The organism is Rhabdonatronobacter sediminivivens (genome assembly GCF_013415485.1).
GTDB lineage: Bacteria > Pseudomonadota > Alphaproteobacteria > Rhodobacterales > Rhodobacteraceae > Rhabdonatronobacter > Rhabdonatronobacter sediminivivens.
The window spans coordinates 51680-71422 of sequence record NZ_JACBXS010000022.1 but is presented as its reverse complement, the minus strand read 5'-3'; the positions used below and the strand labels follow the sequence as shown (position 1 = coordinate 71422).

14 protein-coding genes are annotated in these 19743 nt (G+C 64.8%); 1 reads left to right on the top strand and 13 read right to left on the bottom strand.

What is annotated here, in order from left to right:
• Nucleotides 1–975 (top strand): MBG-2 domain-containing protein (locus HUK65_RS11665; RefSeq protein WP_179906447.1); only part of this gene is annotated, 975 nt, incomplete at its 5' end.
• Nucleotides 976–1073: 98 nt separating this feature from the next.
• On the opposite strand, the gene HUK65_RS11660 is transcribed toward HUK65_RS11665, so the two are convergent.
• From HUK65_RS11660 to tssE, 13 genes are all read right to left on the bottom strand, one after another.
• On the bottom strand, nt 1074–1793 hold the full coding sequence (locus HUK65_RS11660) for a PP2C family protein-serine/threonine phosphatase (protein ID WP_179906446.1): 720 nt from the start codon (nt 1791–1793) through the stop codon (nt 1074–1076).
• A gap of 69 nt (nt 1794–1862) precedes the next feature.
• A complete protein-coding gene (gene tagF / locus HUK65_RS11655; protein ID WP_179906445.1) occupies nt 1863–2543 on the bottom strand; it encodes a type VI secretion system-associated protein TagF in 681 nt (226 codons plus the stop codon).
• Entirely contained in the window at nt 2543–6064 is a 3522-nt protein-coding gene (gene tssM, locus HUK65_RS11650) for a type VI secretion system membrane subunit TssM (protein ID WP_179906444.1), read from the bottom strand. The genes tagF and tssM overlap by 1 nt, the downstream gene beginning before the upstream one ends.
• Nucleotides 6064–7446 (bottom strand): type IVB secretion system protein IcmH/DotU, encoded by a 1383-nt coding sequence (icmH, locus tag HUK65_RS11645; protein WP_179906443.1) that lies wholly within the window; start codon nt 7444–7446, stop codon nt 6064–6066. The genes tssM and icmH overlap by 1 nt, the downstream gene beginning before the upstream one ends.
• Before the next feature lie 19 nt (nt 7447–7465).
• Nucleotides 7466–8806, bottom strand: a complete 1341-nt coding sequence (gene tssK / locus HUK65_RS11640; protein WP_179906442.1) for a type VI secretion system baseplate subunit TssK — start codon at nt 8804–8806, stop codon at nt 7466–7468.
• Between the two features lie 33 nt (nt 8807–8839).
• A complete protein-coding gene (tagH, locus tag HUK65_RS11635) occupies nt 8840–10288 on the bottom strand; it encodes a type VI secretion system-associated FHA domain protein TagH (RefSeq protein WP_179906441.1) in 1449 nt (482 codons plus the stop codon).
• Between the two features lie 8 nt (nt 10289–10296).
• Nucleotides 10297–10587, bottom strand: a complete 291-nt coding sequence (locus HUK65_RS11630; protein WP_179906440.1) for a PAAR domain-containing protein — start codon at nt 10585–10587, stop codon at nt 10297–10299.
• Nucleotides 10584–11183, bottom strand: coding sequence for a DUF6931 family protein (locus HUK65_RS11625; RefSeq protein WP_179906439.1), 600 nt, complete (start codon nt 11181–11183; stop codon nt 10584–10586). Before HUK65_RS11625 ends, HUK65_RS11630 begins: the two co-directional genes overlap by 4 nt.
• Nucleotides 11184–11194: 11 nt before the next feature.
• Nucleotides 11195–13306, bottom strand: a complete 2112-nt coding sequence (locus HUK65_RS11620; protein WP_179906438.1) for a type VI secretion system Vgr family protein — start codon at nt 13304–13306, stop codon at nt 11195–11197.
• A gap of 216 nt (nt 13307–13522) precedes the next feature.
• Complete coding sequence (gene tssH / locus HUK65_RS11615) at nt 13523–16309, bottom strand: type VI secretion system ATPase TssH (protein ID WP_179906437.1); 2787 nt, start codon at nt 16307–16309, stop codon at nt 13523–13525.
• A complete protein-coding gene (gene tssG, locus HUK65_RS11610; RefSeq protein ID WP_179906436.1) occupies nt 16306–17394 on the bottom strand; it encodes a type VI secretion system baseplate subunit TssG in 1089 nt (362 codons plus the stop codon). The genes tssH and tssG overlap by 4 nt, the downstream gene beginning before the upstream one ends.
• Nucleotides 17358–19241: a type VI secretion system baseplate subunit TssF gene (gene tssF / locus HUK65_RS11605; protein WP_179906435.1), complete on the bottom strand. Its 1884-nt coding sequence runs from the start codon at nt 19239–19241 to the stop codon at nt 17358–17360. The genes tssG and tssF overlap by 37 nt, the downstream gene beginning before the upstream one ends.
• Nucleotides 19241–19738: a type VI secretion system baseplate subunit TssE gene (gene tssE / locus HUK65_RS11600; protein ID WP_179906434.1), complete on the bottom strand. Its 498-nt coding sequence runs from the start codon at nt 19736–19738 to the stop codon at nt 19241–19243. Before tssE ends, tssF begins: the two co-directional genes overlap by 1 nt.
• Nucleotides 19739–19743 lie beyond the last annotated feature (5 nt).

Genomic DNA, 19743 nt, shown 5'->3' with positions numbered 1-19743 from the left:
GGGCTGGCCAATTACACCATCACCTTCGCCGACGGCACCCTGAGCGTCACCCCCGCCCCCCTGACCATCACCGCCGAGGACCGCGAGAAGGTTTTTGGTGAGGAACTGGAGCTTGGCACGACAGCGTTTGCCGACAGTGGTCTGCGTAACGATGACCGGGTCGATTCGGTGTTCCTGTTCAGCGCCGGGACGCCCGCTGACGCGCCGGTCGCGGCAAGCCCCTATGCGATCGAGGTTTCCGATCCTGTCGGAAGCGGTCTGGGCAATTACGTGATCACTCTCCTGCCGGGGCAGCTTGTGGTGCTTCCGGATGACAGCCTGCCCCCTGAACCTGATCCATCGACGCAACCGCCCGCCCTTGTGACGCCGGTGTTCGACTTGCCGAACCCGCCTGACACGATCACGGTTTTCGACGTGAGCGACGGCCCCAGCGACCCGGGTCCGGTGACCCCGGTTGACAGCGCACCAGGCGAAACCGCCACAGCGACCACGGAGGCGGCCGAGGCGCAGCAGGTACAGGGCGCGATGGATTCGGCGGCGACCGGGGTGCAGCAGGCCATGCAGGCCTGCCGCCAGGAAACGCCACTGGGCAGCGAACTGCTGGACTGTATCGCCAATGCCCTGGGCAGCTATGCCAGCGCGCTTGATGACCTTGCACTCGACCTGCCACCGGAACTGGCCCAGGTCTCGGCGATCATCCGGCAGGCACAGACCGGCGTGCGGGACATCCGCACCCGGACCGACGCGAGGCTTGCCACTGCCGCCACCGACGCCGAACGGCGCGCAATCGAACGCGATGCGGTCGAGGAAGCGGTGGGCGTGGTGCGCGGGGCCGCGGATGAGGTCCGCCGGGCGATCGAACTGATCCGCGCCGATGACCCGCAGCTTGTGAGCGTTTTCAGTGCGCAGGGTGCGTCAGTGGTGCGGGCGATCGAGAGCGTGGAAATCGAACTGGTGCGCGCCATCGGAATCTGACGCCGCCGTCTGCCAGCATCCACCGATGAGCGCTGACCGCGCCTTCAGGCATGCATCGGGGGCGATGCTGTCCGCCGATGCCGCCCCCCCGGTGCCAGTCACAGGATATCGACAACGATGATCGAGACATTGTCGCTGGCGCCCCCCTCCAGCGCCAGGGTGAGCAAGGTATCCGTCACCGTCTCTATCGGCGCGCGGGGCACCAGCCTGCGAAGCGTATCGAAGGATGCATATTTGCTTAGCCCGTCCGAACAGAGCAGGAAGCGGTCCCCGTGCAACGCCCGGCCGCGGATCTTGTCAAGATCCAGAACATCGCCGACCCCGACCGCGCGGGTGACCATGTTCGACAGCGGATGCAGTTCAGCCTCGTCCCAGGTGATCTCGCCCGCCAGCACCAGTTCTGCGACGGCGGAATGGTCCGTGGTCAGCAGCTCGACCTCGCCGTCGCGAAAGCGATAGAGGCGACTGTCGCCAGCCCAGAAGGCGACAAAATGATCATCAGCCAGGATGAGCGTGACAATGGTTGCCCCCATCGTATCGACATTCTGCGATGCGGCTTCCTGCCTGATCTGCTCATGCGCGAGTCTGAGGGCGCGGCGCACCGCCTGCATCCGGTCCGTTGGCCCCAACCCCTCGGGCAACATCGCCAGCTGGTCAATCACGATCCGGCTGGCGACATCGCCCGCCGCATGCCCGCCCATCCCGTCGGCGACCGCCCAGAGGCGGGTTTCCGGTGTGGCAAGGATCGCATCCTCGTTGACCTTGCGCACCCGTCCGACATGGGTGGTCGCGCTGTAGCGGATGACTGGCGCACTCAAGGCGCCATCTGCCCTTGACGATCTCCTTTCATTTTTCCCCTCCTCTTGCGGCAACGGTGAAGTCGAACATCATGTTCCCTCATCGCTACCGGTCCAGACCGGCGCCGAGAGATCGAACAGTCCCACTGACTGCCTTGCATCCGGAAGCCCTTCGGTGACCATCACACGGGTCCCTTCGGTCAGGAGCGTCGACCAGATGCAGGGTTGGCGATAGCGCGGCTCGATCAGTCCGGCGGCCAGGCCGGTGGCGGGGTTGCCTTCGGCACCCACCAGGGTCAGCGTCCGGCCAGCCTGCGAAAACCTGGCCGAATGCTGCTGCGAGAACCCCGGCAGAGCGGACAGCCGCTGCAGGAACAACGCGCGCTCCTGGCAGGTTTCAAGCGCCTCAAGCGCCAGGTTCTCCAGCCGGACAAAGGTCCCCTCGGCGGACAGATGGGCCTGGACCGATGACGTGCCCTGCGGCAGGGGCGCCATCAGCGTCAGCGGAAAATGGCGCCCGACCCGGTCGACCGAGGCCATCAGGATGCCCATGACCGGCAACCGCCCGGCCAGCCCGTGTGCCAGCGTGAAGCGCCAGATCGGCGCGCTGAAATAGCAATCGTGCCAGCGCACACCAAGCGTATTGCGCGCGGTCATCATGGCGCGCTGCACCCAGGCGTCCCAGGGTTCGACAAAGCCGGGGGGCGTGCCGGCGCGCAGGAAATCCCCCAGTGCGGGCAGCTTGCCAAAGGCCCCGAACGCGCCCGCCATCAGAAGGACTGCGGACAGCTGAAGTTGCGCAAGGCCGGCAGGTTGAACGGGTTCAGCACCGACCCCGCCTGCAGATCATAAAGCGCAAACCGTCCACCCACGTTGAAGATCACGCGGCTGCGGTCGGCCACGCTGGTGCGCCGGATCTCGGCGCTGTCAAGCAACCGGAACCAGGCCCAGGGTCCGTCACGCGCCAGCATGTTCTGAACCCCGGATGCCTGCGGGTCAAAGCGCACCCCTGCCAGCCCGACCTCACCCGGCCAGGACACGGCCAGCGGCGGCGCCCCGCCATCTCGATGCCCGAAGGTCGTGCGCTGGCCGTCGATTTCCAGCGTCACGGTCTGGGCCTGCGGGTCCAGCGCAAAGGGTGTGATCTGGAACGTCACCTGCGGGGTGGACCCTTGCGAAAAGAAGGCATCACGAATGTCAAAGGCGTGCTGGAACTGCGCCAGAACGGAATCCGAGATACCAAGATCGGCGTCATTGACGGGCCGCCAGGTCATTGGCCGTGCCTGGGTATCGACGAAGCGGCGCAGGTTCTCGTTGAAGAAGGTTTCGATCAGCCCGCCCGGAGCGAAAAGGCGGCTGAAATCGGCCATGGCCACATCCGCGCCCGCGCGACGATTGAATGGATAGCGGTCCGAAAGCGCCTGTTCACAAAACGGCAGGACCTGGCTGCGCCAACGGGCGTTGATCTGCGCCCGGGTGCCATCGGCGGTAATGCCCGAGGAGCCGGTGGCGATCTGCGTCGCCCAGCGCTGCATCGGCCCCTCAAGCCGCGCCGTGGCGCGCTGGAACCGCGACAGCGGGTTATCCTCGGGAAGCCCCACGAACCCTTCGTCACGGCTGAACGAGAGCCGGCTCAGTTCCCGGCTCACCTCCTCAAGCATCTGCATCAGCTCATCGAGCGGCGAGGGCAACCCGTCCGGCGCCGTGACCAGTTCGTGCAGCCAGTCGAACCGCTGCTCGATATACTGTCCCGGAGGTCCGTCCCGCCGCTCAAGCGCCTCCAGGACAATGCGCTCCTGCACCCCCAGCCCCGAGGTCAGCGCGCCCACCAGCGACTCCTCCTCCTGTCGGGTCAACTCTGTCTCGCTGGCGACGGCCTGCAACAGGTTCACCACGGGCGAGGCCGGTCCGACCAGAACATTCGTCACCTCGACCGCATGGCTGAGCGATTCCAGCGGCAGGATGTCGATATCCGCCAGAACCGACTCATAGCGTTCGACGAAATCGTTGTAATAGAGGTTCAGCACATCGCGGCTGAGATCGATCATGGCCGTTTCCGAAGGCTCGCTCTCGGCCTCGTCGCCCAGCACGTAGCTTTCGCGCTGGATACGCTGCGCAACGCTGACCGCCTCGCGCAGGAAAACCTCGTTGAACCCCCTGCGGGTGTAGACGCCTTCGATCCCCTCGGCGAGCGAGCGCCCCGAAGAACGGGTGAACACGCGCGAAACTGCGGGTCCGGCGACTTCGGAGATCCGCCATGTCGGCAGGTCGCTCACGCGCTGGCTGCTCAGGATGCCGCTATAGACCCGCTGCGCCATCGGCATCTCACGCAGGATCTGCTGCACCTGTTCGACCAGCGGCCCGTTGAGCGGGATACGCATCATCGGCTGCGACAGCAGCGCGGTCAGATGCCCGTCAAGGTCTTCGCGCAGGCCCTCGCGCTGCACACCGGGATAGGCCAGCTGCCAGTCTTCCTGCATCCACTCGCGGACCATTGCGATGTTCATGGGCCCACGCCCGCCAAGCACCAGATAGATTTTCAGCGCGTCATAGAGCAGATCCTGTTCGTTCAGATTGTTCTGCATCACCTCTTCCAGGCGCAGCAGAAGGCGCGGCAGCAGGTGCTGGTTGAGGGCTGCGCGATAGGCCAGCGCAGCCTCGTTGCCGATGGCCCCGCCCTGATACAGCCCCCAGGTCAGTGACCCTGGAACCGGATGCGGGCCGGACGCGGGATTGCCATGCATGTCGCGCAGGATGTTCAGCGCCGGAACAACGGCGGGCAGGTCCGTGTCGCTGATGGGGCTTGCCGGGATCTGCGCTGCAGCCGCGCGGTAGCTGTCCACCTGTTCCGCGGCATCCGCCACCAGCACCCGGTTGCCCAGATAGCTGCGCGTCCAGAGCGTGGTCATCCCCACCGAAACAAGAAGAACCGCCGCGATCGCCGCCGCCCGGGTCCAGCGATAGCGCCGCTCGACCCGGTCATCGGCCGATACCAGGCCCGCCTCGGGGAAGATCACGCCCTGAAACAGCCGCGTCAGGAAATACGACCGGCCGGTGCCCGACCCGCTGCCGATCGCTTGCCGGCCTATGCCAAACGTGCGCGCCATGCCCATCATGAGCCGGTCGATCGGCGTGCCTTCCTGCGTCCCCGAGGTGAAATAGACCCCGCGCAGCATCGGGCGCTCCTCGAAACGGCTTTCGAGGAAAAGCTCGTCCAGGAATTCGCGCGCAACCGGCTGGATCGAAGCGACCTGCGCCGGAAACCCGGCAATCAGGCTGCGCCGTTCGGACTCGGTCTCGATCTGCATCCGCTCGATCAATTGCGCGTTCAGCCGGTCAAGCAGGGACTGAAACTGCGCATCAAACCCGGCAACGGGCGAGTCATCGGGCTTGGTGCGTTTCTTCAGCGGCAGGGTAAAACCCCAGACCTGTTCGCGTGCCTCCTTGCCCAGCCCGTCGAAGAACTCGGAAAACCCCGCGATCAGGTCGGCCTTGGTGACCAGCACATAGACCGGAAAGCGCACACCCAGGGTCGTGCGCAACTCGTTCAGGCGGCGGCGGATGGCCTGAGCATGGCTCTTGCGGGTGATTTCGTCCTGCAGGGACAGGTCCGACAGGCTGATCGCGACAATGGCACCGTTGATCGGCTGGCGCTTGCGATACCGTTTCAAAAGCGACAGAAAGCCAAGCCAGGCCGCGTTGTCGACCTCGGCATCGCTTTCCTGCGTAGTGTAGCGCCCGGCGGTGTCGATCAGCACCGCGTCATTGGTGAACCACCAGTCGCAATTGCGCGTGCCGCCAACCCCGCCCAGCGCGGTCTTGCCCAGTTCATCGGCCAGCGGAAAGGACAGGCCGGAATTGACGATGGCGGTGGTCTTGCCTGCGCCCGGCGGGCCGATCATCACATACCAGGGCAGCTCATAAAGGTGCCGCCGCCCCAGACTGGACTTCCGCAGGGTACCAAGCGCCTTGCGCAGTTTCGTGCGCAGTTCGTCCACCTCGGCGCGCACCAGCGAGTCGCTGGCGTCCCCCTCGGCGTCCTCGACCATTTCGTCGGCCATGCGCCTTTCACGCCGACGCTTGCGCCACCAGATGATCCCCATCACCAGCAGCGCCAGAACCACAATCACCGCAATGGCAATGAGCCGGCCCATCTGCGTGGCAAACGGGTCAAACCCCGCCACGCGCAGCATCGGACCTAGATACCAGATGCACAGGCTCAGGACCAACACCAGCATGACGATGACCGGATTGGCTCCGGTCAGCATGCGCAGAACGTTGAGCGCCGCCATCACGCATCCTCCCGGATCAGGATCACCTCGATGCGCCGGTTGGCCGCGCGGCCTTCACGGGTGGCATTGTCGGCAATGGGCTCGCGTTCGGCACGGCCTTCGGCGCTCATGCGGCCCGGCTCCTCCAGCAGGCCTTCCAGAAAGGTCTTCACGGTGGTCGCGCGCGCCAGCGACAGATGCGTGTTCGACGGATAGCGCGCCGTGTTGATCGGAATGCTGTCGGAATGCCCGGCGATGATCACGCGGCCGTCCACCTCGTTCAGCGCATTGGCAACCCGTTCAAGCGGCACGCGATACCGGTCCTGCAACACATCCGAGGCTGAGGCGAACATCTCGGCGCCCGCTATGCGGATGGTCAGTTCGTTGCCGTCTTCCAGCACCTCGACCAGCCCGGCCTCGATTTCTTCGGTCAGGAAGCCCGAGACAGTCTCGATCTGCGCCGCCTCGCGCTGGGTGGGCGGCGGCGGCGGTGGCGGCGGTGCGGGGCGGGACATCTGCGGAACCGGGCCTGTATCGATGGCCACCAGCGCGCCGATCAGGCGCTGCGTGCCATTGCCCAGCGCCCAGGAAAGCCCGGTGAAACTGAGCGCCAGGATCGCCGCCAGCGCGGTGGTGGCGATCCAGACCGGTTTCCACGCCGAAAGCGGGCGGTGTGGGCGGTCGATGCCCTTCCAGGCGGGCGACAGGTCATGTTCGGGCGCGCCGCGCTGGGATTTGATGATCCCCGCCAGCCGGGCGCGGATTTCCTGGTGGCGGGTCGCGCCCCCCTGATCGACGCGCAGGCGCCCCTCGAACCCCAGCGAGAGGCACATGTACATGAATTCCAGCAGCTCGATATTCCCGGCCGGGTCCTGCTCCAGCCGCGACAGCACGTCATAGAAACGATCCCCGCCGACGGTTTCGCGGTGGAAGGTCGCCACCATCGAATGCAGGCCCCAGTTCGACTGATCGCCCCAGGGCGTGTTCAGGACGACATCGTCCAGTGTCGCGCAGAGCGCATAGCGCGCGACCTTGATGTTCTTCGGCTCGACCCGCGCCTTGAGCGCCGCCTCCTCGAAGCGGCGCACTTCGGCGAACACGGCCTTGCGCAATTCTTCGGGGTCCAGGTGCTGGGCGCGGTTGCGGATGCGGCTGATCAGCGAAAAGAGCGGCGTGGCGATGGCAACCAGCGTGTTCATGCCGGTGGGCGCGATCCCCCCCGCACCCGCAGTTTCCGTGCGCCGGGCGGTGCGTTGTTCGGCGGCGGGCGCCTCGGCAGGCTTTGCGGCGGGTGTTTGCGCCGCCTGCGGCTGGCCCATCGCCGGCCGCCGCGCACCCGGGTTCGGACGGATCACCGTCTTGTCTGTGTCCTCCGGCTCGGCAAACGGGTCTTGGTCAGACATCTGTGCCTCCAACAGGCGATCACGCGTTTCGGATTGCCCAGAGATTCATCGTTAAGCCCGGATAGTCTCCAGAAACATGGGCGGCGATCCCGCCCGAGGTGGTCATCTTCTGCCAGTAGCTGCTTTGCGCATCGAGCTGGAAGTAGACAACACCTGCATTGTAGGGGATCTGGCGCGGCGCAACGGAGAGCGGGCGCAGCCCGATCCCCGGCAGGGCCGAATTGACCAGCTGGCGGATCTCCTCGACCGGGCCGATCTTGGCATGACCCGCGAAATGCCGGCGCACCGATTCCTCGGGGATGTCGGCCTTGACGGCGAGCACGAAACCGGAATTGCCGATCAGCTTGCGGTCCGCGATGATCCCCACCGAAATGCCGTATTTCCGCGGCTCCAGCGGGATCTGGATCGCCGTGCTTTCCAGAACCGCGCTCAGGAACTGGCGCAGCGCGCGTATCACCGGCTGAAAGGTGCGGGTCAGGTCGTCATGGCGATAGGGCGGAAACTCGGGCGCGCGCTTGTCCCCGGCCATGAAGGTCGCCAGTTCCCCGGCCAGCCGGATGCATTCGGCATAGGCATCGGCGGGGTGCACATTCTCTATCTGCGCCAGATGGCGAAAGACCGGCAGCGCGCGGTTGACTGCCATCAACAACAGGAAATCCTGAATCTCGGCGCTGGCCCGCGCCGCGCCGGTTTCCACCAGCCGCCCCGAAAGCACCGTCATCCGGTGTGACAGCAGGCCCTCCATCTCGCGCAGGAACCCGTCAAGCGGCGGCACCGCGCGCGCATCCAGCGAACTGGCCATGAAACCCGTGTCGATGATGATGCGCTTGTCCGGCTGCACCTCGACGATCCGCGCCAGCGGGATGGTCAGCTTGTCGGCCAGATCATCGACCGCAAGGCCGAACTGCAGGCGCAGCTTGCCGACACCCAGCATCATCGGCTTCTGATCGGCGCTCATCACGTCGGTCACCTCAACCTCGGCCGGGCGCAGGCGACTGGCGGAATTCTCGGCGCCGCTCAGGTCAACCTCGCTTGCGCCCTGTCGGCGCTGCGGGACCGTGAGATATACAACGCAGTCGCGGACCGTATCGGGCACCTCCAGCGCCGGGGGATGGTCATCCTTTTGCGGAACACGAAAGACAACGCCATCCTGGGTCAGTCCGGCACAGGATTTCAGTGCAAACTTGCCGACCTTGAGCGCTTCATCGTCAATCTCCAGCTGCGACACGCCCCAGGCATAGGGCGTCAGCCGGTGGGCCAGTCCCGCAACAAGCCCCTCGGCATAGCGGTCAGACTGTTGAAAATGGTGGGGCTGCAGAAACAGCCCTTCGGTCCACAGCACCTTGCTATCCCAGGACACGCATTTCCCCCCCTGAACGCACCATTGACGGCCTCATCTTTCCTGTTTCAGCTTGTCGAGCTGCTTGCGGTAAGCTTCAGCAAACTCGCGGCTGAAAATGTCATGGAAATCATGCGTCGCCTGATCCGAGATCTCGGCATACATTTTCTCATAGGTTTCCCAGTAAAGCGCCTTCTTGCCCTTCAGCAGCCGCGTGATCCCGCCACCGCTTTCGATCCTGCCCGCCAGAGCCGCCGGATCAAGCCGCCGCAGGATGCCACGCAGGGCCGCCTCCATGCCGGTCACCATCGCCACCTCATGCGCCTTGATGTCATCAAGCGCCTGTTCGGTGGCGGCCTGGGCGGACAGGTAGCCCTTGGCGCGCGGCCGCACCATCACCTCGATCGCCTGGTCAGGACTGACCGAGAACTTCAGCGGGTTGTTGTCGCCAACGCTGATGCGGGTCTGTTCGATACGGAATTCGTTCTTGATCGAGGTGCGGGTCATCAGCACCTCGCGCAGTCCCCTGATCATCATCCGCATCGTCGCGCCCAGCCGCTCCATCGTTGCCTCCAGCTCGTCATCGGCGAGAGTGACATCTTCGGCGCCAAGCGCATTCAGAAAGGCGCGGGCCGCAGCGTCCCCACCTGTTGCGCCGGGGGGCATGGCGGCCTGTGCGGGTGCGGCAGCTTGCGGCGCAGGGCGCTGCGGGCGTGGTTCCGGCGGCGGCGCAGGGGCGTCATCCGGAGGCGCCGCGGGTTCGGGGGGCAAGGGGTCATCCTCAGCCGCGGGCGGGGGGCTGCCCGGGGGGGGCGGGGCGGCATCCGGTTCCAGCAGATCATCCCAGTCATCGGGGATCTGCGGCGCATTCGGCGCCCGCGGCGTGAAGGCATCTGACGTCGCCGGGCTGTGGTCGGACACCGCAGGCTGATCGGACAGGGGCGCCGGGCCCAGCAGATCATCTTCCTCCAGCGGGGGCAGAAAATCGTCCAGCGTGTCCTTTGCCTCCACCCATTTGTCCGGCCCTTTCGGCTGGCTGCCACCGTCCAGAAGATCATCCAGGAAATCATCGTCTGAGCCGAGGTCGTCCAGCGGGCTGCCGCTGTTGCTGCCGGCCTGGGCATCACCATGCGAAACGGGCCGCTGCTCCAGCGGATCGGCAAGCCCGGCCCCCTTGCCCGCGGCCGGTGGGTCGAAGACCACGGCCAGTTCATAGGTGCCCAGTGACAGCACATCGCCGTCATTCAGCGGTGTCGGTGTCGGCCCCAGCGGCACCTTGCCATAATTCAGAAAGGTTCCGTTGGTTGACAGGTCCAGCACAACGATATTGCCGCCGTGATCCTCGACCACGCAATGGGTCTTTGATATCAGCCGGTCCGGGTCCGGAAGCACCAGATCGTTGTCCGGCCCCCGTCCGATCGTCAGGCTTTGCGCCCGCATCTTCACCGGCTCACCGCTGCCGGGCACTGTTCCGGTTGACTGGAAACGCAATGTCACGGACATGGCGGCCTTCACCCCCCGATCAGCACGGTCGGAAAGCCCACGACGATCATGCCCCCATGCGCCGTGTTGTCCAGCATCCGCGCCGCAGGAAGATTGCCCACCAGCACGGTGGCCGACCCTTTCACAATCACATCGGGGGGGCCCACGCAGACCGCCATGTCGGAAATTCGCGCCTGTGGCATCTTGCCGGTCAGAACCGTTGGAAACCCCATCGAGATCGGCCCGCCCACATGGGGCACAACGCCGGTGACCATGGGGCAGACATGCATGTCGGAAATCCGGGCGGCGGGCAATGTCATGTCGTCTCCTTCGTCTTCATCTCGATGCGACCGGACCCGCCACGCGCGACATCCAGCGCACGGTCGACCAGATGTGCGGCATAGGCCTCGAAATCATCGGTACGTGTTCCAAGCGCGACGACGTTCATGGCAAAGGCGAATGTCTCGCAGGCGCCAGGCGGGCCCTGATGCTCGGCCAGATCACCGACCCCCAGCGTTCCATCGGCAAATTGCACCGCGGTCGCGCAATGCACCGTCTCGTCATCGGCCGCGGCCAGGTCCAGGCTGGCGATGGCGGCTTCACGGGTTTCGTCGCTGGGCTTGAAGACCCAGGCTTCGGCGGCTTTCAGCGGAGGCGGGGGCGGCGCCCCATCGGGCAGCGTGTCGCGCGCCGCCAGGCACGCCCACCAAACCCGTTCACGCGCGGGAAGCGCCACGGAGAGAAGCCGCAGCATGTCGATCAGCGCCCCCTTTGCGTCAAGCTCGGTCAGCACCGCCTCGACCGGGGCATTGGCGGGCGCCTCCAGCGGGGTCTTCAACGTGGCATTGGCCAGCGCAAGCAGCCTTGCCGCCGGTTGCCGAGGCACCTTTGTCAGTTCTGCAAATCGCTCGCTCACCCTCACCCCCCTTAGTTGATGACCGTCAGGCCGCCCTTGAGGATCAGGATCGCGTCACCCTTGATATCGCTCATCGGCGCCTTGGCAGACAGCATCGCGGTGCCCTCGATCTTGACCATCATGCCCTTGATGGTCACACCCACCTGGTCGATCTTGATCGAATTCCCTCCGACCTTCAGCGTGATCGACTGCATCGCTTCCATATCGATCTTGCCCAGATCGGCATTGATCGAGATATTGCCCATACCCGCCTTGGTCGAGATATTGCCCATATCCACATCCGTCGCGTGATTGCCCATTTCGACGGTTGCGGTAAAATCGCCCTGGGTTATTGTCTGCGTCGTGTCTCCGGTAATCTTTGTATCCGACTTGCCGCCAATCGACTCGGCATGGTTCTTGGCGATCCTGACCTTGCGATTGCCGTCTTCAATGCTGAAGGTATAGTCGCCCGTCTTGAGCGTTTCGGTCTTGTGTCGGTGGATCGTCTGGGTCAGGTCGCCGGGGTCCTGCTTGTCCATGCCGATGGTAACTTCGGCGTTGTTCTTGATGTTCAGGAAATAATCCTTTTCCGAGATCATGCGGACGTATTCCTCGTCCTTGAGGTCCTCGAACACCAGTTCGTGAAACCCCCCGCCGCCCTTGCTGGAATTGGTGCGCAGCCCCGACATCGTGGCATTGGCCGGAAAGTCATGGGGCGGCTTGGTGGCGGCATTATAGACCATGCCGGTCACAAGCGGGCGGTTGGGATTGCCGCGCTCGAACTCCACCACCACTTCCTGACCGATCCTTGGTATGGCGAACATGCCCCAGCCGCGGCCGCTCCAGGGCACGACGGTGCGCACCCAGCAGGTGGTGTTTTCGTCATTCTGACCTTCGCGGTCCCAGTGGAACTGCACCTTTATGCGACCGTATTCGTCGGTATAGATCTCCTCGCCGCTGGGTCCGGTCACCACTGCCGTCAGGACACCGGTGATCAGCGGTGATGCGGTCTTTCTTGCCGGGCGGAAAGGCTCCGTGCTTCTTGCGACCTCCATCGTGCAGACATAGTGCCCGGACTCATTCGGATGGCTCAGCGGCGCGGACACTGCGGGCGACAACATCTCGATATCCGCGCCGGGGCCGCCGGTACTGCGCAGGTGATGGGTCGCCGAAAGGACAAGATACTTGCCGTTCTCCTTGATGCTGGGTGCATTGATCAGGGTGAAGATGAAGCCTGCGCCCAACCAGGCCGCATTCGCCGCGCAGAGGAAGCGTTCCGCCTGGTGGGCTTCGCGTTCCATCCGGATGCGCGCTGCCTTTTCGCCAGCCTGAATCTGGCTGTAGCTGCTGTTCACCTCGTAGCGTTCATACGTGCCATGGGAATGAATGCCCTTCTTGATCGAGGAACTGACCTTCAGGTCGGTGTTCGGCTTCTTCATGTCATAATCGACAAGCGATATCTTGCCCGAAACGATCCGCCCCTTCCTGGACCATTCAAAGACATGCGGGGATTCGATCCTGGAATTGCGATCAAACGCGCGGAAGGGCAATGCGCCGCCGCCAGGCAGCATGTCATGCGCGCCGATCCCGTCGGCAAGGATCATCTCCTCGCTCTCGCCACTGTAATCGAAGTAGTAGGTAATCCCCTCGCCTTCCATCAACCGGCTGACGAAATCGAAATCGGTTTCGTTATACTGCACGCAGTATTCCCGGGCACCATAGCTGCCCGAAAGCCGCGTTCGGTGGTCGCTGAATCCCAGATCATTGCAGACATCCTGGATGATCTCGATCGTCGACTTGCCCTGGAAAATCCGGGTGTCGCTGCTGCGGGTCAGGAACCAAAGCCAGGGCCGGATTTCGACAGCATAGAGCGCGAAGCCTTCGGAACTCCCCAGATACTCGACCGAGATGCAGATGCCCTGGAACTTGCGCACGCCGAAATCGGTCTTCATCAGCAACCGCATCCGCGTGCCCAGAAGGATCTCTGTGTTGAATTCGCGGTCAGTGGTCAGGAATTCCGCGCGTATCTCGGGAATGGTGCTCAGTTCTTCGGTGATGCGGGCGGCCCGGAAATGCACGGTCGATCGGCCGAACCTGCCGACAATCGCACTGCCGATCTTGTCGAAGTCAGCCGAAGGCCTCATGACGCCCACCTCGTTTGATCAAACGTGTCCCGCGCCCGGCAACCCGCCCTGACCTGACGCGGAGGTTGCACCGGCAGGTCTGAACCCTGCCGCGTGCCGCACCCCGGAGCAGTGTCCGCGGTGCGCGGTCCCACCGGGCCAAACCGCTGCCCGGGCGTCCAATATGCCACATCGAGGCGGGCCAAGTCATCCGGCATCTGCCGCAGCCGTCCCATGCTACTCGGCCACATCGCGCCTGCCCTCATGGTCTGCATCAAAGGCATAGACGAAGTCACTGCCGTCGACGTCGATTGCCACGCGATCAACCGTTTGGCCTTCGAACATGCGGCGCAGAAACTCGTTCGAGATATCAGGCAGCATCGTGTTGGTGACGATCGCATCGATCATCCGGCCGCCGCTTTCCAGTTCCTGACACCGGCCGACAATCGTATCCACCACGGCATCGCTATAGGTGAACGGCACGCCATGGCTTTCCGAAACCCGCTTCCTGATCCGGTCAAGCTGCAGGCGCGTGATCCGGGCAATCATGTCGGGGCTGAGCGGGAAATACGGGATCGTCACCAGCCGCCCCAGCAGCGCGGGCGGGAACACCTTCAGCAGCGGGTCACGCAGTGCCTTGGCGATCTCGTCCGTTTCGGGCATCAGTTCGGGGTCTGCGCAGATCGACATGATCAGATCCGACCCCACGTTCGAGGTCAGCAGGATAAGCGTGTTGCGAAAATCGATCCGTCGCCCCTCGCCATCTTCCATCACGCCCTTGTCGAAGACCTGAAAGAAGATCTCGTGGACATCGGGATGCGCCTTCTCGACCTCATCGAGCAGAACCACCGAATAGGGTCTGCGGCGCACGGCTTCGGTCAGCACCCCCCCTTCGCCATAGCCGACATATCCCGGCGGCGCGCCCTTCAGGCTCGAAACCGTATGCGCCTCCTGATATTCGCTCATGTTGATGGTGATGACGTTCTGCTCACCGCCATAAAGGACCTCGGCCAGGGCCAGCGCGGTTTCGGTCTTGCCCACGCCCGAGGTGCCCGCCAGCAGGAACACCCCGATGGGCTTTGACGGGTTGTCCAGCCCGGCGCGGCTGGTCTGGATGCGCCTGGCGATCATCTGCATCGCATGGTCCTGCCCGATCACGCGCCGCGCCAGATGCGTGTCAAGGTCGATCACCGTCGCAATCTCGTCGCGCAGCATCCGGCCCACGGGAATGCCGGTCCAGTCGCCGACCACGCTGCCCACGGCCTGCGCATCGACAATGGGCAGTATCAGAGGGTTCTCGCCCTGAAGGGTGGCAAGCTCTGCGTTCCTGTCGCGCAACTGCGCGAGCAGCGCGCTGCGGTCTGCCTCGGGCAGGGGCGCCTCGGCCGCCGTTGCGGGCTGATCCACTGTCCCGCTTGCGCCCCCGTTCGCAGCAGTGCCGTCAGGCGCGGGGGGGCTGTCGACGGGCTGTCCGCCTTCGCGCAGCTTTGCGCGCAGGGTCAGGATGTCCTCGACCACGGCGCGCTCGGCCTTCCAGCGGGCGTTGAGCTCGGCCTCGCGTGCCTCTTCGGTTTCCTTGGCGGCGCTCACCGCTTCGCGCCGGGCGGCAACGTCATAGCCCGCGGTCTCATCGCGCGAGATGATCTCCAGCTCGGTGGTCAGCGCCTCGATCCGGCGGCGCGAGTCGTCAACCTCGGCGGGCACCGCGTGCTGGCTGACGGCAACGCGCGCGCAGGCGGTATCGAGCACACTCACCGATTTGTCGGGCAGCTGCCGCGCCGGAATGTAGCGCGCCGACAGGTTCACAGCAGCCTCGATCGCCTCATCCAGAACCTGCACGCGATGATGCCCCTCCAGCATCGAGGCGATGCCGCGCATCATGCGGATGGCGCGTTCGGTATCAGGCTCATCCACCTGAACCACCTGAAAGCGCCGGGTCAGTGCCGGGTCCTTTTCGATGTGTTTCTTGTATTCGGCAAAGGTTGTCGCGCCGATGGTGCGCAGGGTGCCGCGGGCCAGCGCGGGTTTGAGCAGGTTCGCGGCATCGCCGGTTCCCGCCGCGCCCCCGGCACCGACCAGCGTATGCGTTTCATCGATGAACATGATGATCGGCACAGGACTGGCCTGCACCTCGTCGATGACCTGGCGCAGGCGGTTCTCGAACTCGCCCTTCATCGAGGCACCTGCCTGCAGCAGCCCCACGTCCAGCGCCAGAAGCCGTGCCTCACGCAAGGCAGGCGGCACGTCGCCGCGCGCGATCCTGAGCGCGAACCCCTCGACCACCGCCGTCTTGCCGACGCCCGCCTCGCCGGTCAGGATCGGGTTGTTCTGCCGCCGCCGCATCAGGATATCGACCACCTGCCGGATTTCGCCATCGCGCCCGACGATGGGATCGATCTTGCCGGTGCGTGCCTCGGCGGTCATGTCGGTGCAGAACTGGTTGAGCGCCTCCTCCTTGCCCATCGACCCCGGCGCCATCGCGCCCGAGGCCTCGCCCGGTTCCGCACCGCCCCCCGTGCGCGACCCGTCCTTGGGCGACATCCGCTCTTCGGGTGAGCCTGCGGTCGCTGTATCGAACGCATCGGCCAGCGCGTCGGGCTTGAGCTTCTGGAACTCGCCCGAAATGCCGTGGAGGATGTTGCGCAGCGCGGGGGTCTTCAGCATCCCCAGCAGCAAGTGCCCGGTGCGCACCTGACTGGAGCTGTAGAGCAGCGAGCCCCAGACCCAGCCCCGTTCCATCGCGTCCTCCAGATGGCCGGACAGGTCGCTGATCGAACTTGCCCCGCGCGGCAGGGCATCCAGGGCGCGTGTCATGTCGGCGGAAATGCGGCCCGGGTCCAGGTCATAATGAGCGATGATCCTGTGCAGGTCGCTGTCCTGGGTCTGCAGGATCTGGTGCATCCAGTGGACAACCTCGACATAGGGGTTTCCGCGCAGCTTGCAGAACACGGTCGCCCCCTCGATCGCCTTGTATCCAAGGGCATTCAGCTTGCCGAAAAGTTTCACGCGGCTGATGTCGCTCATCTTGGTGTCTCCTTTGCAGGGGCGGCGGCAGGGGCCGTCGGGGTCAGGGCGTTGCGCTGCCGGCGGAGCACATGGGGCGGCGCCAGATACAGGTCGTCGGCATCACGGGCATCGGCGCGCCGCATGCCCAGCCAGCTGGTATGGCCAAGCGCGGTTGTCCCGCCCAGAACGCTGCGCGGCACATCCGCGGCGCTGAGGACCACATTGACATCCCAATCCAGCGCATCACCGACATGATTGCGCACGATCGCCTCCAGACGCTCCAAAGAGCCGTTGCCGGGCAGAAGGCGGCGGAATTCGTCCAGACCCAGCGGTCCGATGCGCAGCCGGAATTTGGCTGCGCGGCTGTAGACGCGCGATCCGATGCTGGTGGATTGCCCCAGTCCCGCCGGTTTGCCCAGTTGCCAGCGGTCGTCCGGTTCCAGATCAAGCCAGGTTCCGACGAATTGCTGCAACCGCACCGGCGCGGCAAAGAAGACCGACAGCATGGCGACCAGCGCCTCGGCGGGTTTGGGGCCCGCCGAAAGATGCCCGGCAAAATGCAGCTTGGCCAGATCAGGCATTGCGTCCCGCCGGGCGAACGCCGCCCCCCGGTAGCCGGTCAGCGCAGCAACCTTGGGGGCAAATGGGTCGCTATCGGGGCGGTCGAAGGACGGTGCGGGCTGGCCTGTCGTCCAGGCACGGTAGAACAGGGACAACAACCGATGCGTCAGCATGTCGGCAAAGGCCAAAAAGCCGGTATCGCGGTGCCTGCGCTTGCGCTCATGGGCGTATTCGGTCAGATGCTGCGGCAGCGGCCCGTTCGGGCCAAACAGCCCGAAAGCAAGCTGCGACAGCCGAATATGACCGCTGCGCCGGTCCCGGCCGAAGCTGTCAATTGTCGTGCGCGCGAAACTCAGGTCCGGCTCCTGCCCCAGGCGAACGCGATCCTGCCTTGGACGCCGCGACTGGCCCAGCCGCGGGCTGTCGGCGTGATGCGCCTCAAGGATACGCAGCGCAAGAAACAGGTGATGTGACCTTGGGTCCCGGGAGAGCCGCGCAAAATGCGTCAGATCATCCGGCCCAGGCCCCCTCCGGGTTTCCATCGGATGATCTCTCCGCGTTGCTGGGTCCGCAGGACCGTTTCGGTAAAGGAATTGATCGCCACATATTTGCGAAAGAACCGCTCCAGCACGGCGCCCAGCGTGTAGACACCGGTCCCCTGGAAAAAGCTTTCATCAAGATCGAGCCTGATTTCCAGGCCGCGCACTGCGGTTGACAGAACCTCGTCGGTCATGCGCCGCACGATGGGGCGGGTGGCAACGCCGACTATCCCTTCAAGCTGCTGGCTCATAGCCCGGTCGCCCCGCGGCACGTAAAGCCCGACCATCTCGCGCAGGGCCGCCGAAGCGCCGCCGCCTTCGGTTTCGGACTCGGCAATCGACAGGTAATTCAGGCTCAGATGGCTGATGATCCGCCATGCCGTGTCACCATGGCCCAGGCTGGGTTGTGGCCGCGTCGGCGAGACCGGCGTGGATACCGACAGAACCGGGCCGCCTTCGGTCAGATGAAAGGTGTTGTGCCCGGCTGTGGACAGCAGAAGCGGCAGGTCGCGGTTGCTGACCAGCCCCTTTACCGCCAGTTGCGTGAGCGCCGCCGGATAGGGTGCCTGACTGCGGTCCACCAGCGACAGGAACACCTCGGACCCCAGATAGGAGGTCCGGGTGCCGTGCAGCCTCTCGCGTTCGGTCCGTTGGCGCATCCGGCGCCGGACCGTGTAAAAGGCCGGATGAACCGACCCGGCCGAGGTCAGATCGGTCGCCGAATAGAACGGCAGAAAGGGCGTGTCAGCCTGCCCTTCGCCGCTGATCCCGGTCACCGAGTCCAGCGCGTAGATCTCGAAATCAAGCGGCGCTGTCCGGTTGGGGACGACATGGTGCTCTACATCCGCCTGCGAGACCAGCACCCGGTCGAACCGACGCTCGAACAGGTTGACGGCCGGCGCGGCGTTGAGGATGAAGGCGCCCGGATGCACACAGGCCCCGCCATCCTTCAACGGCTCGCCCAACAGGATATAGAGATCGACCGCATCCCCCTCGGCCCGGCGGATCGCCGCATCAAGCCCGGTCAGTTCGACGAAGTGGAACCGCGCCGGCATGGCGAAATATTCCTGCAACAGCCGATAGCCGTCGAAGCTTCGCCGCGGCAGGGGCAGCAGCGCCTCGTCACGCTCGAAGCCGCGAGGGATGATCTGTGCCTGACGCAGGTGTTCAACCCAGTCGGCGCGCGGATTGGTGGCGCGCGCGGCCAACCCCTCCACCTGCGTGCACAAGGCCTCGTGCAACTCAAACGGCCCGCTGCCGCCGCCGTTCAGATGCACGACCAGCCGCTCAAGCGGCAGTTTCGCCATCGGCTCGCCATCGGTGCGCTGCAGCCGCAAACGGATGCCCGCCCGCGCCGCCGTGTCCCGCGCCACGTTTGCGGCCACCAGTTCGCCGCGGCTGCCGATATACTGCGCCTCGGCGATCCTGAGCGGCCAGAGCGTGACATCGGCCGAGGTGCGATAGATGCAGGCGGTCTGCTCGCCCTCGATCACCCGCGAGCGCAGTTGCGTGTGTCGCTTGAGCACGAACCCCGCCTTGACGCCGGCATTGTTGATGTCAGGCTCAAACGCGGCGACCATCATCGAAGGCGTGGGGGCCAGATAATGCGGATAGATGATTTCAAGCAGGTTCGACGTGAAGGACGGAAACTGCTGGTCGATCTCAAGCTGGACCCGCGCAGTGAGAAAGGCCGTCCCTTCAAGCAGGCGCTCGACATAAGGGTCCAGAACCTCCAGCCCCTCCATGCCCAGACGCCCGGCGATCTTGGGATAAGCGGCGGCAAACTCGGCGCCCATGTCACGCAGGAACGCAAGCTCGGCCTCGTAATGCGACAGCAGGCGGGTATCCATCAGCCCCCCCCTTCGATGCGGACCGAGCCCGTGGTCACATCCACTTCGCTGCGCAGATAAAGCTCCATCGGGATGGGATGCGCCCACATCTCGGCGCGGATATCAAAGGTCACGACAACACCGCGATCCACCAGTTTCGACGACAGTTCGACCTCGACCGTGCCGCGTCGCAGGCGCGGCTCGAACGCCTCGATCGCCTGGCGGATCGACTCGCGGATCGCACTCGCCTGATCGCCGGTGGCGAAACTGCCGGAAAGATCCCCGATCCCGTAGTTTAGCACCGACCGCGCGGCCTGGGGGTGACGGTCGGGTTCGATCCAGGTTTCGGCGTTCTGGGTGTTCAGCAGCCAGGCCAGATCGCGCTGGACGATCTCGCGCAGCCGCTGAATGTCGATGACCCGGCGGTCGCGCGACTCGGTGCGCTTGTCGGGCTCGTCGTCGGTCAGACGGTCAAGGAGCGAAGGCTGCAACCTGTCGGTGATCGTCCGGTCCGACATGTCGC